The sequence below is a fragment of the Collinsella intestinalis genome, from assembly GCF_902501455.1.
Lineage (GTDB): Bacteria > Actinomycetota > Coriobacteriia > Coriobacteriales > Coriobacteriaceae > Collinsella > Collinsella intestinalis.
Window position 1 is genome coordinate 373,160 of the sequence record NZ_CABWIC010000011.1, and the last position, 13,532, is coordinate 386,691.

The following is a 13,532-nucleotide window of genomic DNA, read 5'->3' on the forward strand; positions in this document are numbered from 1 at the left end:
GCAACAAGCTAAAGTACCCGCGCGCCATCGGCCGCGGACGTGGGGCCGTATGGTCAGGATGGAGTGCGCGCATGGCAGAGCCGGTGAAGCTGTATAACGGTGGCGTTTATCTCGTGGATGGGAAGACGATCATCTCCGAGGAGAGCGTGTCCGGGGCCATGCAAGACGCCCCAAAGCTCCCCAACCCGGATGCCGCCCGCGAGGGGACCATCGCCTATGGGATCCTTGCTGGGCACAACACGAGCGGCGACATGGGTCGCCTGCGCCTGCGCTTCGATGCGCTCGCCAGCCATGACATCACCTATGTGGGCGTGATCCAAACGGCCAAGGCCTCGGGAATGACCGAGTTCCCCGTACCCTACGTGCTCACCAACTGCCACAACACCCTGTGCGCCGTGGGCGGTACCATCAACGAGGACGATCATGTCTTTGGCCTGTCCGCCGCAAAGAAGTACGGCGGCATCTTTGTCCCGCCGCACATCGCCGTCATCCACCAGTACATGCGCGAGATGCAGGCGGGCTGCGGCAAGATGATCCTCGGCACCGACTCCCACACCCGCTATGGCGCCCTGGGCACGATGGCCATCGGCGAGGGCGGCGGCGAGCTGGTCAAGCAGCTGCTGCGCGACACCTACGATGTGGCCTATCCCCGCGTGGTGGCAGTGTATCTCGAGGGTGCTCCCGCGCCCGGCGTGGGCCCGCAGGACATCGCGCTGGCAATCGTCCGCGCGGTGTTCGATTGCGGCTATGTGAAGAACGCGGTCATGGAGTTCATCGGCCCCGGCGTGGCGAGCATGCCGACCGATTACCGCAACGGCGTGGATGTCATGACCACCGAGACGACGTGCCTCACCTCCATTTGGCGCACGGACGAGGATACGCGCTCCTATCTTGCCGAGCACGGACGCGAGGCGGACTACCGCGAGCTCAATCCCGCTCCCGTCGCCTACTACGATGGGTGCGTGCGAGTCGACCTCTCCGCGGTGCGCTCCATGATCGCGTTGCCGTTCCACCCCTCGAACGCCTACACCATCGAGGAGCTCAACGCCAACCTCGAGGATATCCTGCACGAGGTCGAGCTCCGCGCCGCCGAGGTGGGCGGAGGCCGCGCGTCGCTGTCCTTGCTGGACAAGATCCGTCCGGACGGTCGCCTGCAGGTGCAGCAGGGCGTCATCGCGGGTTGCTCGGGCGGCAATTTCACCAATGTGATGCAGGCCGCTCGCGTGCTCAAGGGCAAGACCTGCGGTAATGGTGAGTTCGCGCTCTCGGTGTACCCCAGCTCTCAGCCCGTGTTCCTGGAGATGGCGAGCAATGGCGCCGCATTCGACCTCATGCAGGCCGGCGCGATCGTGCGCACGGCGTTCTGCGGTCCGTGCTTCGGCGCGGGCGACACGCCGGCCAACAACGGCCTGTCGATTCGCCATACCACCCGCAACTTCCCCAACCGCGAGGGCTCAAAGCCCGGAAATGGCCAGCTCACGGGTGTGGCGCTCATGGACGCACGCTCCATTGCGGCAACCGCGGCTGCGGGCGGCGTGCTAACCGCCGCGATCGATCTGCCCGAGGATGTCTGGGATGAGCGCGTGTCGTACCATTTCGACGCAAGCGCTTACGAGCACCGCGTATACCAGGGGTTCGGCGCCGCTGAGGGCGAGCGCGACCTGGTGTACGGCCCCAATATCAAGGACTGGCCGGACATGGAGCCGCTTGCCGAGAATATCTTGCTGCGTGTCGCCTCCAAGATCATGGACGACGTGACCACCACCGATGAGCTGATTCCCTCGGGCGAGACGAGCTCGTATCGTTCCAACCCGCTGGGCCTCGCCGAGTTCACGCTGAGCCGCCGCGACCCGGAATACGTGGGTCGTGCCAAGGTCGTGGCTGAGCTTGAGGCGCAGCGCCTCGAGGGCGCCGTGCCTGCCGAGGTTGCCGGCGTGTTCGATGGCCTCGTCGCCGCCGGCGCGCCCGGTGCGGACGACCCGGCGTCCGTGGAGATCGGGTCGACCATCTATGCGGTCAAGCCGGGTGACGGCTCCGCTCGCGAGCAGGCGGCCAGCTGTCAGCGCGTGCTGGGCGGCCTGGCCAACATCACGTGCGAGTACGCTACCAAGCGCTATCGCTCCAACGTGATGAACTGGGGCATGGTTCCCTTCCAGATGAAGGGCGAGCCCACGTTCGAGGTGGGGGATTACGTGTACGTGCCGGGCATTCGCTCCGCGCTCGAGGGCGCGATGGACGCGATTCCCGCGTGGGTCGTGCGTGCAAATGGCGAGATCGAGCAGATCGAGCTGTTCGTCGCCGATATGACGCCCGAGGAGCGCGCCATCGTGAAGGCCGGTTGCCTCATAAATTACAATCGCGACCGCGCGAAGAATAACTGACACCTGCTTGGAGTTGCTTGTCGTGGGTATAAACGCCACGTGAACAGGGCATGCCCGCCTCACGACGAGGCGGGCATTTTTTGCACGAAAGGCTCCATGCATGTCGCAGATCGAAATCGACCGCAATCCCAAGGGTCAGAAAATCCCGGGCAAAGTCGCCTTTGTGGCCACATTGCTTTTGCCCATCCTCGGCGCGGCGTGCCTTGTCATGCCCGAGCCCGTGGCCGAGCACCTTCCGCACCTCCTCGGCGGCGTCATGCTGTTCGTCGGCACGGCGGATATCGTGACGGACATCTTGGAACGCAACTCGAATCCCGGCAAGATCACCGTGGGTACGGACGTGGTCATGATCGTGCTCGGTATCGTCACGTTGCTCAACACGCATGAGTCGCTCAACGTCATCGCCGTCATGTGGGGCCTGCTGGGTCTGGAGAACGCCGCGGCGGAGATCGACGAGTCCCTGAAGGCGCACGCTGCCGGTCACAAGTGGATCGCTCCGCTCGCCTCCGGAATTTTCGAGCTGGTGCTCGGCACCATGCTGCTGCTCGCGCCCATTGCCAACTTGGGTCATCATGTCCTGCTGCTCGGTCTGGAGCTCGTGGTTTATCCGTTCCACGTTGCCAGCCACGAGGAGCAGCCGAGCGCGTAGCGGCGCGGCGGCGACACGGCATCGCCCGGTCTTCACACATGGCCGCTGTGGCATCGGTACAATAGTCAGCTAACGGTTCATATGCGCCCGCCATCGCGGGCGCTTCGCATCTGCGCGCTTGCCTGGGCGCGATAAGGGAGTTCGCATGGCCGAGCAGCACGATATGTTCGACGACATCATCGAGATCAGCAAGGGCGTCGACGCCCTCAAGAACCCCTTTGGGGGCATCACGGACGCGCTGCTGGGCACCGTGGACGAGAGCAAGCCGCATTGGAATCCCGCCGATTACAAGGAGCGTCCGCGCGTCAACTGCATTCCGTGCCTGGCCTGCAAATCCGAGAAGAGCAGCTGCCATGCGTGCATGGACGTATGCCCGGTGAACGCGATCGAGATCGAGGACGGCGCGATCGACGTTCTGGACAGCTGCCGCAAGTGCGGCCTGTGCGTCGCCGCTTGCCCCACCGAGGCGTTCGTGAGCCCGCGCCTGCAGCCCAAGAAGGTCTACGACGCCGTGGCCCGCGCCGCCACCGCGCATGAGACCGCGTATGTCACCTGCACGCGCGCCCTCAAGCGCATCCCACGTGAGAACGAGGTGCTCGTGGCCTGCGTCGGCGACGTGACGCGCGAGACCTGGTTCTCCATCCTGACCGACTTCCCCAACGTGAGCGTGTATCTGCCGCTGGATATCTGCGCCAACTGCCGCAACACCTGTGGCGAGGAGATGCTCGGCGAGGCCATCGGCGAGGCCGAGGAGTGGGCCGGCCGCGGTATGGGCCTTGAGGTCGAGCCGCGCGACCTCAAGTGCAACAAGCGCCGTGAGTACGAGCGCAAGGAGTTCATGGACAAGATCGTGCGCCAGACGGGCCTCACGGTGTCCAAGCTCACGCCTGCCACGGCTGCCGTCGCCAGCGTGACGCAGCGCATCCGTGAGCACTCGAGCCGCGTGAGCGCGCTGGAGAAGACGCTGAACAGCGCCTGCGGCGTGACCACGCAGAAGCGTCGCCGCATTCTCACGCAGGGGCGCCAGCTCATGCTCTCCACCTTGCAGCAGCATCCTGAGCTTGCGGAGAACGTCCGCGTGCAGTTCCCCGAATTCGACCACGACAGGTGCACGATGTGTGGCGCGTGCGTCGAGGCGTGCCCGACCTTCGCCTGTGACCTGCTCAACGGCGGCAAGCTCGCCATCGAGCCGACGTATTGCATCGGGTGCGGCCTGTGCGCTGAGGTCTGCTCCGACCATGCCCTCAAGATGGTCGAGCGCGATGGATCCGAGCTCGTTGTTCCCGATCCGGAAGCCGAGCGTAAGGCCAAGCTCGCCGCAGAGGCCAAGGCGGAGTACGCGGAGGCCAAGGCCGAGGTCAAGCAGAAGCTCGGCCGTGCCCTCGACCAGATTGAAAAACTCGCAGACTAGGCGCCGTAGCGCCCTATGGGCCCTTACGGTCTATAATGGCAAGGTTTACGTATACGCAGCGCTTGCGGCGCTGAGCTTTGAGTAAAGGAATCCCATGGCACTTTCCATCGGAATCGTCGGTCTGCCCAACGTGGGCAAGTCCACGCTGTTCACCGCTCTCACCAAGAAGGGTGGCCTGGCCGCGAACTATCCCTTCGCCACGATCGACCCGAACGTCGGCATCGTCGACGTGCCGGACGACCGTCTGAACGCGCTCGCCAAGATCGTGAACCCCGCTCGCATCCTCCCGGCCACCGTTGAGTTCGTCGACATCGCCGGTTTGGTGAAGGGCGCCGCTTCCGAGGGCGCAGGCCTGGGCAACCAGTTCCTGGCCAACATCCGCGAGTGCGATGCCATCTGCCAGGTGGTCCGTTACTTCAAGGACCCGGATGTCATGCGCGAGGCCAATCACACGGGCGAGTTCGTCGACCCGGCGAGCGATGCCGAGACCATCATGACCGAGCTCATCCTGGCCGATATCCAGACGCTCGAAAAGCAGCTTCCCAAACTCGAGAAGGAAGCCAAGCGCGACGCCGAGCTCGCCCCCAAGCTCGCGGTGGCAAAGCGTCTGGTTGAGTGGCTGAACGAGGGCAACCGTGCCATCACGATGGAGATGACCGATGAGGAGCGCGCCGCCGCCAGGGGCCTGTTCCTGCTGACCATGAAGCCGATGCTCTACGTCGCCAACGTCGACGAGGACATGCTCACCGAGGACCTCGACGCAATCGACGGTGTGAAGCCCATTCCGATCTGCGCCAAGGTCGAGGCGGAGCTCTCCGAGCTCGATCCCGAGGAAGCCGCCGAGTTCCTGGCTGATCTGGGGCTTGAGCGCTCCGGCCTCGAGGTCCTGGCCCAGGCCGCATACAAGCTGCTCGGCCTGCAGAGCTTCTTCACCGCCGGTGAGGTCGAGGTCCGCGCTTGGACGGTTCGCCAGGGCGCCACGGCCCCGCAGGCCGCCGGCGTGATCCACACCGATTTCGAGCGTGGCTTCATCAAGGCCGAGACCATCGCGTTCGAAGACTACGTCGCCCTCGGCGGCGAGAAGGGCGCTAAGGAGGCCGGCCGCCTGCGCATGGAGGGCAAGGACTACATCATGCAGGACGGCGACGTGGTCCACTTCCGCTTCAACGTGTAGATGCTCAAGGCCGCCGGGGGAGACCTCGGCGGCCTTCGCGATGTGATTCCGAATGCCGCCACAAGGCGGCTCATCTTTGAAAGGTGCGCTATGTTCTCTTACGGTAAATCCGCCGGCATGAAGGCCCTGTTGGCCCTCATGATCGCCTTCGTCCCCGTGCTCATGGTCCTCATGGCCTTCCCCGAGCTGGGCGACCAGGTACCCATGAAGGTCAACGCCGCGGGCGAGGTTCTTCGCTACGGCAGCAAGGGCGAGCTGCTCTTTCTGCCCGTCATGGGCTTCATGATCAGCGCGGCGACCGTCGCGATGGGTCTCAAGCAGGCCCGTAAGTACGGCGACGACCTCACCATGGCAGCCATCACCTTTACCCGCGCTGGCCGCAACGCCATCGTCCAGGGCGTGGTGTTCGTCGCCGCGACGGGCATCCTGCTGTACGGAGCGCTCTCAGGGCACGGTATCGGGTTCTAGCAAAGACCGTCTTCCCAGCTATTCGCCACTGTCATATTTTGCTGTGCAAAGGCCGCCTCGGTTCGTTTCGCGTGCCGGGGCGGCCTTGTTTTTGCGTGCGCATTTTTTCTCAGGATGGCGATAAAACGCTTCAAGCTGCAGAAATCTGTCATTTGGCAGTCTATATCGTGGTGAAACCCGCTACAATTTTGACCTGATATGCGTCGCGGCCGCGTTTTATGCGCGGCCGCGCACAGTTGGGGGAAATATGGGAGGGAAGCCAATGTTTTCTCTGCACAAGACAAGGGGCGGTGTGCATCCGCCTCAGTGCAAGGACATGCGGGACTTTGCCTGCACGTCAATCACTCCGCCCGAGCGAGTGCTCATTCCGCTGAACATGCACATCGGCGCGCCGGCGAGCCCGGTGGTGAGCGAGGGCGATCATGTATATGTAGGCACGCTGATCGGCCAGGTGAACGGCCTGGGTTCGCCCATCCACGCGAGCGTCTCCGGCACGGTGACCAAGGTCGCCACCGAGCAGCTGCCCACGGGCGCCACCGCACCCGTGGTGGAGATCGTCTCCGACGGCAAGATGGAGTCCGATCCCGCGCTCAAGCCGCCGACCTATTCGAACAAGGAGGAGTTCATCGCCTGCGTGCGTGATTCCGGCATGGTCGGTCTGGGTGGCGCCTCGTTCCCCACGTGGTTCAAGATGCGCGCCCCCGAGGGCAAGAGCTTCGAGTTCCTCGTGGTCAACGCCATGGAGTGCGAGCCCTACATCACGAGCGACTACCGTCAGATGATGGAGCACTCCGAGCGCGTGATCGACGGCGTGTTCCGCACCATCGAGGCGCTCGAGATCCCCGCCGCCGTGATCGGCGTCGAGGACAACAAGCCCGAGGCCATCCTCGAGCTCAAGCGCGTGGTCAAGGAGAAGGGCCGCGAGGACCGCATCGAGGTCATGGAGATCCCGACCAAGTACCCCGCCGGTGGCGAGAAGGTGCTCATCAAGGCCACGACCGGGCGCGACGTACCCGCCGGCGGCCTGCCCATCGACGTGGGCTGCCTCGTGGTCAACGTCACCACCATCTCCCGCGTGGAGCAGTACTTCCGCTACGGCATGCCCCTCACCTGCAAGACCGTCACGGTCACCGGTGACTGCATCGCCAATCCGGGCAACTATCGCATCCCGCTCGGCATGAGCGTCCGCGACGTCATCGAGGCGACGGGCGGCATGGTCAAGGAGCCGAAGAAGATCATCATGGGCGGCCCCATGATGGGTCGCACCATCACGAACATCGACTGCCCGATCCTCAAGGCCAACAACGCCATTGTGGCCCTGCATGACGCCGCCGTCCTTCCGGACGAGACCGCCTGCATCCGCTGCGGCCGCTGCGTGCGCGCATGCCCGCTGGCCCTCGAGCCGTTCGCGCTCGATTCCGCCTCTCGCAGCCATGACGTGGTCGCGCTCGACGAGCTCGCCGTCATGAACTGCATGGAGTGCGGTTCCTGCGCCTATGTGTGCCCGGCCCATCGCCGCATCACCGCGTCCATCCGCGAGGGCAAGGCCGTCTATCGCGGCGAGGTCGCTCGCCTGACCGCCCCGTCCGATAAGAAGGAGGCGTAAATCCATGAACCTCATCAACGAGGCCTCGCCTCACTTCCACGGTAAGGGCTCCACGCAGTGGATCATGGGCATGGTGTGCCTGTCGCTTTTGCCCACGCTCGTGGCTTCCGTGTTCCTGTACGGTCTCGGCGCCCCGCTGCTCGTTCTGGTGTGCGTCGCCACGGCGCTCGTGACCGAGCATGTGTGCTGCCGCCTCATGAACCGCGAGAGCACCGCCGGCGATCTGTCCTGCGTGGTCACCGCCATGCTCTTCGCCTTCACGCTGCCGGCCGATTGCGGCTATTTCCCCGCGATCCTGGGCACCGTGTTCGCCATCGCCGTGGTGAAGATGCTCTTTGGCGGCATCGGCTGCAACTTCGCCAACCCCGCCGTCGCCGCCCGCGTGTTCATCATGCTCGCCATGCCCATTGCGCTCGGTGCCTACCCTGACATCATGGGTCGTCCGCTCGACGCCATCACCGGCGCCACCCCGCTGGCCATGAACGCCGCCGGTGACGCGCCGTACAGCTACATGGATATGATGTTCGGCCTGCACGCCGGCGCGCTCGGCGAGACCTGCATCATCACGCTGCTCGCCGGCTATGTGTTCCTGCTCGTGATGCGCGTCGTCGACGCCTGGGCCACTGTGCCGTTCATCGCCACGGTTGCCGTCATCACCGGGTTTGCCGGTCAGGACGCCATCTACCAGGTGCTCTCCGGCGGCCTCGCCCTCGGCGCCTTCTACATGGCAACCGACTACACCACCACGCCCATGACGCCGAAGGGCAAGATCATCTTCGGCATCGGCTGCGGTGTCATCACCGCGCTCGTGCGCCTGTTCGCCGCCGCCCCCGAGGGCGTGGCGTTCTCCATCCTGTTCATGAACATGTTCACCCCGCTGATCGACCGCTACACGCGTCCTCAGCCCGCTGGAGGTGTGAAGCATGCCCTCGTCTAACAAGTGCCCGATGGCCCGTCGTCGCAACGGCGCCATCTTCTCCGCCTTTGCCGTCCTTGTCGTCGCCCTGCTGTGCGCGGGCGTGACGGCCGGCGTCCACCACGGCCTCGCGGGGGCCTTCGAGCAGTCCGACCTCGCACTCGACGAGGCCAAGGGCGGCGCGCAGCGCAAGCTGCTGTTCCCGGATGCCACGTCCTTCGAGTCCCAGTCTGCCCCCGCGGTCGAGGGCCTGAACTCCGTGTACAAGGCCGATACCGGCGCGTGGGTCTTCGATGTGACCTCCGCGCAGGGTTATCACGGCGATGTCGAGCTCATGATCGGCATCAACGCCGACGGCACCGTGGCCGGTATCCAGGTCGTGGCCGAGGACGAGACCGACGGCATCGGCACCAATGCGCTCACCGAGGAGTACTTCGGCGGTTTTGCCGGGTCACCTGCCGCCGGTGAGCTCACGGTCGACGAGGCCGGCGCTGGCCAGACCCACGTCGACGCCGTCTCCGGCGCCACGTTCACCTCGCGTGCCGTGGTCGACTGCCTGAATATCGCCTTTGCCGCCTACGCCCAGATGGGAGGCAACTAATGGCTCTGAACGAGAATATCGTGCGCGAGCAGGACGCTCGCATTTCCAAGATGGTTCACACGCCCACGTTCCTGGTCGTCGCCGGTGCCCTGCCGGGGCTCTTCGCCGCGACTTCGCTCGAGAACGGCCTGATGATCGGTTTGGTTACCGCCGCTGCGATTGTGGTCATGGCCTCGATCGCGCCCCTTTTGCGCGCCTTCACCGGCACGTGGTCGCGCACCGCGGTGATGCTCATGGTGAGCGTGACCGTCGTGACTCTGCTCGGCTTCGGCGTCCGTGTCACCGATCCTGTGGTGTTCGAGGCGCTCGGCATCTACCTGCCGCTCGTTGCCGTGAACGCGATCGTCGTGGCGTGGATCGCCGGCGACGGCCTGGTGGTCGCCCCGGCAAAGACGCCGCTCATGACCGCGATCTTCGCCGCCGCCATGGTGCTCGCCACCCTGGTGTTCGTCGGCTTCATCAACGGCATGCTCACCACCGGTCAGGTCTTCGGCCTCACCATGGGCGAGCTTGCCGCCTCGCCGATCGCCGCCTTTGGCAAGCCCGCCGGCTCGCTGCTGGTGCTGGCGCTCGTGGCCGTGTTCGTCCAGTCCATCGAGCAGATGTGCGCCAAGGGTGCCGATGCCGATGCGACTTCCCTAAAGGGAGGTGAGCGCTAATGGCGTTCCTGAACGCGCTGTTTACCGCCGCTCTCGATAACAACCTGGTGTTCGCCCAGCTCATCGGCATGGTGTCTGTGATCTTGATTGCGGCTCGCCCGCAGGACTCTTGGCGCTTCGGTGTCATGATCGCCATCGCCACCGCCGTGGCGGGCGCCCTGGGTTGGCCTCTGTATACGCAGGTTCTGCAGCCTTGGGGCGTCACGTTCCTCGCGCCGCTCGCTTACGTGCTCGTGAGTTGGACCGCGATCGTGGTCACGGCCACGGTGCTCGGCTCCGGCAAGACCGCTGCCGAGCGCGAGCGCCTGCTACGCGTGTGCCCGATCGTGGCCTGCAACGCCGCCGTCTTGGCAGTGGCGCTCAGCAACGCCGCCGTGGCCGAGACCCTGACGTGGGACGCCGCCCTGGGCGCGTCCGTTGGTGCCGGCCTGGGCGTCCTGCTTGCCGTCGTGCTCTTCGCCTTCGTGCGCAGCCGTATCGACGAGCGTCTGGTTCCTGCCGCTCTGCGCGGTCTGCCCATCACGCTTGTGACCGCGTCGCTCATGGCGCTGGCGTTCACCGGTGTTGCCGGTATCGCCGGCGGCCTGTTCGCCTAAGGGGGTATGAGCCATGTTCGAATCTGTGTTCTACACCGTGGCGCCCATGGTCGTGATCGGTTTTATCGCCGTTCCCGCCGCTCTCGTGCTGTCCATCTGCGCCGGTGTGCAGAAGTACACCGAGTGGCGCGAGTACAAGGCGGCGCTTGCCGCCGAGGAGGCCGCTGAGGTTTCCGCCGCCGAGTCCGCTGCTGACGGAGTGTAGTCTCGCCGACTTGCCATCGCCCGTTGTCCTGACACTGCCGGTATCGTCTGAGTTTTAACTGGCACCTTTTGGAGGATATGAACGACCGAGTCGTTCATATCCTCCATTTTTATGCCGATTCGCTGTCTCATCCGCAGTTTATGAACGATTAGTCGTTCATAAACTGCAAAGACGCCATGGAAAGGGCGAGAGCGTGCGGATGCAAAGAGGCTTTTACATCGCGATTGTCGAACCAGTCGGTAGCAGTGGGTAGAATTGCGGCATCAGCAGGGGGCGCCGCATTGCGTTCCCGCGGGGTCGTGGCGGTTCGTTAAGAAGCTGCTTGCCTGTTTGGCCCATGTGGAATGGGGGCGAGAGATGAATATCGCATCGAAGGTCGGGTCGCGCATCCGCACCTTGCGGGAAGCGGCTGGATTGACGCAGTCCGAGCTGGCCGCCACCGCATACGTCACGCGTCAGAGCGTGGGTAATTGGGAGCGCGGGAACACGTTGCCCGATGTGCAGAGTCTGCAACTCGTTGCCAAGGCCCTCAACACCACGGTTGACGGGCTTTTGGGCGATGAGCTGCCCGACATGCTGGAAGAAACCGCCGAAGCCCGCCGTCAGTTGACACACTGCCTTGCTGCGCTGGGCGCTATTTTTGCACTCGAGCTCTTACTGGTTTTCTTGTATTCCTCTTTTTTGCGTGCACCTGGAAGCGGAGAGTTCCGTTTGGTGCTTAGCGGGATGAGGGTGGTGCTTTGCTTTGCCTCCATGCCGATCGCGAAGAGGTTCCGCAGCATCGCCTCAGGCCAAGATCTGGGAGACGCCATCAGCATCATGATGTTCGTCGAGGGCTATCCGAAAGGGAAGGAACCGCCGGCCACGTGGTTCTATCGAGTGCTCCTCACCAACCTGCCGGCGTTTTATACGTTCTATATCGTGCTACTTGCTGCCGCGTTGATTGCCGTCGCGTACGCTTAGAAATCGACGTGGGCGAAGGTAATACCAGCTCAAGGCATGTGTTAAAGGGAATAGACAAGGGTTTCCGAGGTGAATTGCAAGATCGAGGTTTAGGCGGGTGTACACTCAGCGCATAGAATCCCAACTATGATGATGGGGAGGCCGCGATGTGGCAGGAAAACGTTGTCGCACAGCAGACGCGTTCGGAAGATCCTGGCATCGATTGCGTTCAGCATGAAGGGCCGGACGTGAATTCTAGCGGGCTTACTGGTCCGCTCGCCAAGCGAATCCGAAGTCTTCGCGAGGGTGCGGGAATATCGCAAGCGCGTCTAGCCGAGCTTGTGTTCGTGTCGCGTCAGACGGTGATCAACTGGGAAAAGGGTCGCACGTTACCGGACGCTGAGAGTCTCAAGCGCCTTTCCGCTGCGCTTGGCATCACGTTGGACGCGCTTTTGGACGAACGTTCAGAGGAGTATCTGCGCCAAACCGCACGCGATCGAAGAGCAATCAAGGTCGCAATCGCGCTCAATTGCCTCTGGATGTTAGAGATACTCGTGGGCATCGTCGTCACATCGATCGCGCACAAGTTCCTTTCCCCCGATCAGGCGTATGCGATCTCCGATACTGAAAACATCGTACATTGGTCAATTATGATTGCGAGCATCGTTGCTTCGTGGAAAATGCAGGGGATCAAAATTGAGCACAACCTTGAGAGCGTCGTAGATGTCGCGGCGTTTTTGGAGGGGTATGAGCCCGGCGCGGCGTTACCACAGACGTTCGTATGGCGCTGGCTACTGCCACATTGGACATTGGTGACCACCGTGCTTTCGATCTGCGCCATTGCGTGGACCTTCGTCCTTCTGATCGCTTTGAAGCTGGCGTGATGCGGTGCCGCGCGTGGGTCCGTATGTAACAAATTGGGCGCCGTACGCGAAAATGCGCACGGCGCCTATGCAAGATGGCCCGAATTCCGTGCGGAGCTCGGTGGCTCATTGCGGGCATGCGGGTCTCTGCGGTTGGAACGGCCCCTTACGGCATGATGCTGTTGGCGCCGTCCACGATGACGCTCTGGCCGGAGAAGTAGCAGGAGTCAGGACCGGCGAGGAAGGCGATGACGGGCGCGATGTCCATTTCGGGGTCGCCGAAGCGTTTCATCGGGTTAAGGTTGACCTGCTTGGCGTACTCCTCCGGGAACTTCTCGGCCCAGGCCTTGGCAGCCGGGGACTCGGCGCCGGGCAGCACAACGTTGACGGTGATACCGTACTGGCCCCACTCCTTGGCGGCGATCTTGGTCAGACCGCGCAGGGCCTCCTTGTTGGAGCCGTAGGCGAGCTGGCCGGCGATGCCGAACATACCGGTGGCGGAGGCGAAGTTGATGATGCGACCCTCGTGCTGCTCCTTCATGTGAGGGAAGGCGGCCTGCATATAGTTGAGGGAGCCGATCACACCGGACTCCCAGGCTTTGAGCATGTTGTCGTATTCGGTGTCCTCGACGGGCTGGGAGGGGACGATGGCCTGGCCGTTGTTGACGATGACGTCGATGGAGCCGTAGGTCTCGACGGCCTTCGCTACGACCTCGAAGACGCGCTCGCGGTCGGCGGAGTCGCAGGTCATGGCAAAGCCCTCGCCGCCGAGCTGACGGATCTCGGCGATGGTGGCCTCAATGGGCTCCAGGCGACGGCCGGTGGCGATGACCTTGACGCCGCGCTTGGCCAGGCACAGGGCAATGCCCTTGCCGATGCCCTGGCCGGCACCGGTGACGACGGCGACCTTCTCGTTGAGCTGCTTCATGATGGTTCCTCTCTCCTCTGAAGCCGGCGTGCGCGGGATTGCGCAGGTGCATTTGGCAATGCGCACGCATTTGCACGGTTTGTATCCAGATGCCGATGCTTTAAGCGGGTGAACTGGAATTCACCGCTGGGCG

Annotated in this window: 14 protein-coding genes; 13 read left to right on the plus strand and 1 reads right to left on the minus strand. The window is 63.7% G+C overall.

From position 1 onward, the window contains the following. The first annotated feature begins 71 nt into the window (after positions 1–71). From AOBCEHNH_RS06605 to AOBCEHNH_RS06665, 13 genes are all read left to right on the plus strand, one after another. Positions 72–2,381 carry a hydratase gene (locus AOBCEHNH_RS06605; protein WP_152063649.1) on the plus strand — a complete coding sequence of 770 codons (2,310 nt, stop codon included), beginning with the start codon at positions 72–74 and terminating at the stop codon, positions 2,379–2,381. Positions 2,382–2,481: 100 nt separating this feature from the next. Continuing rightward, a complete protein-coding gene (locus AOBCEHNH_RS06610) occupies positions 2,482–3,030 on the plus strand; it encodes a DUF308 domain-containing protein (protein WP_152063650.1) in 549 nt (182 codons plus the stop codon). Between the two features lie 145 nt (positions 3,031–3,175). Then, complete coding sequence (locus AOBCEHNH_RS06615) at positions 3,176–4,441, plus strand: 4Fe-4S binding protein (RefSeq protein WP_152063651.1); 1,266 nt, start codon at positions 3,176–3,178, stop codon at positions 4,439–4,441. 94 nt (positions 4,442–4,535) lie between these two features. Next, on the plus strand, positions 4,536–5,615 hold the full coding sequence (gene ychF / locus AOBCEHNH_RS06620; RefSeq protein ID WP_152063652.1) for a redox-regulated ATPase YchF: 1,080 nt from the start codon (positions 4,536–4,538) through the stop codon (positions 5,613–5,615). A 90-nt stretch (positions 5,616–5,705) separates the two neighbouring features. Further along, positions 5,706–6,083 carry a DUF1648 domain-containing protein gene (locus tag AOBCEHNH_RS06625; protein WP_226803338.1) on the plus strand — a complete coding sequence of 126 codons (378 nt, stop codon included), beginning with the start codon at positions 5,706–5,708 and terminating at the stop codon, positions 6,081–6,083. 262 nt (positions 6,084–6,345) lie between these two features. Continuing rightward, on the plus strand, positions 6,346–7,689 hold the full coding sequence (rsxC, locus tag AOBCEHNH_RS06630; protein WP_152063654.1) for an electron transport complex subunit RsxC: 1,344 nt from the start codon (positions 6,346–6,348) through the stop codon (positions 7,687–7,689). A 4-nt stretch (positions 7,690–7,693) separates the two neighbouring features. Then, on the plus strand, positions 7,694–8,626 hold the full coding sequence (locus tag AOBCEHNH_RS06635) for an RnfABCDGE type electron transport complex subunit D (protein WP_152063655.1): 933 nt from the start codon (positions 7,694–7,696) through the stop codon (positions 8,624–8,626). Continuing rightward, positions 8,613–9,206 (plus strand): RnfABCDGE type electron transport complex subunit G, encoded by a 594-nt coding sequence (locus AOBCEHNH_RS06640; protein WP_226803339.1) that lies wholly within the window; start codon positions 8,613–8,615, stop codon positions 9,204–9,206. Before AOBCEHNH_RS06635 ends, AOBCEHNH_RS06640 begins: the two co-directional genes overlap by 14 nt. Continuing rightward, the gene (locus tag AOBCEHNH_RS06645) at positions 9,206–9,865 is read left to right on the plus strand and encodes an Rnf-Nqr domain containing protein (RefSeq protein ID WP_152063656.1); all 660 of its coding nucleotides are present in this window, start codon (positions 9,206–9,208) and stop codon (positions 9,863–9,865) included. The genes AOBCEHNH_RS06640 and AOBCEHNH_RS06645 overlap by 1 nt, the downstream gene beginning before the upstream one ends. After that, the gene (locus tag AOBCEHNH_RS06650; RefSeq protein ID WP_152063657.1) at positions 9,865–10,461 is read left to right on the plus strand and encodes an Rnf-Nqr domain containing protein; all 597 of its coding nucleotides are present in this window, start codon (positions 9,865–9,867) and stop codon (positions 10,459–10,461) included. Before AOBCEHNH_RS06645 ends, AOBCEHNH_RS06650 begins: the two co-directional genes overlap by 1 nt. Before the next feature lie 13 nt (positions 10,462–10,474). After that, positions 10,475–10,666: a hypothetical protein gene (locus tag AOBCEHNH_RS06655; RefSeq protein WP_152063658.1), complete on the plus strand. Its 192-nt coding sequence runs from the start codon at positions 10,475–10,477 to the stop codon at positions 10,664–10,666. A gap of 357 nt (positions 10,667–11,023) precedes the next feature. Then, positions 11,024–11,629, plus strand: coding sequence for a helix-turn-helix domain-containing protein (locus AOBCEHNH_RS06660; protein ID WP_152063659.1), 606 nt, complete (start codon positions 11,024–11,026; stop codon positions 11,627–11,629). A gap of 146 nt (positions 11,630–11,775) precedes the next feature. Further along, complete coding sequence (locus AOBCEHNH_RS06665) at positions 11,776–12,492, plus strand: helix-turn-helix domain-containing protein (protein ID WP_152063660.1); 717 nt, start codon at positions 11,776–11,778, stop codon at positions 12,490–12,492. A gap of 145 nt (positions 12,493–12,637) precedes the next feature. Here the strand turns inward: AOBCEHNH_RS06665 and AOBCEHNH_RS06670 are convergent, their stop codons facing one another. Next, positions 12,638–13,399 (minus strand): SDR family NAD(P)-dependent oxidoreductase, encoded by a 762-nt coding sequence (locus AOBCEHNH_RS06670; protein ID WP_152063661.1) that lies wholly within the window; start codon positions 13,397–13,399, stop codon positions 12,638–12,640. Positions 13,400–13,532 lie beyond the last annotated feature (133 nt).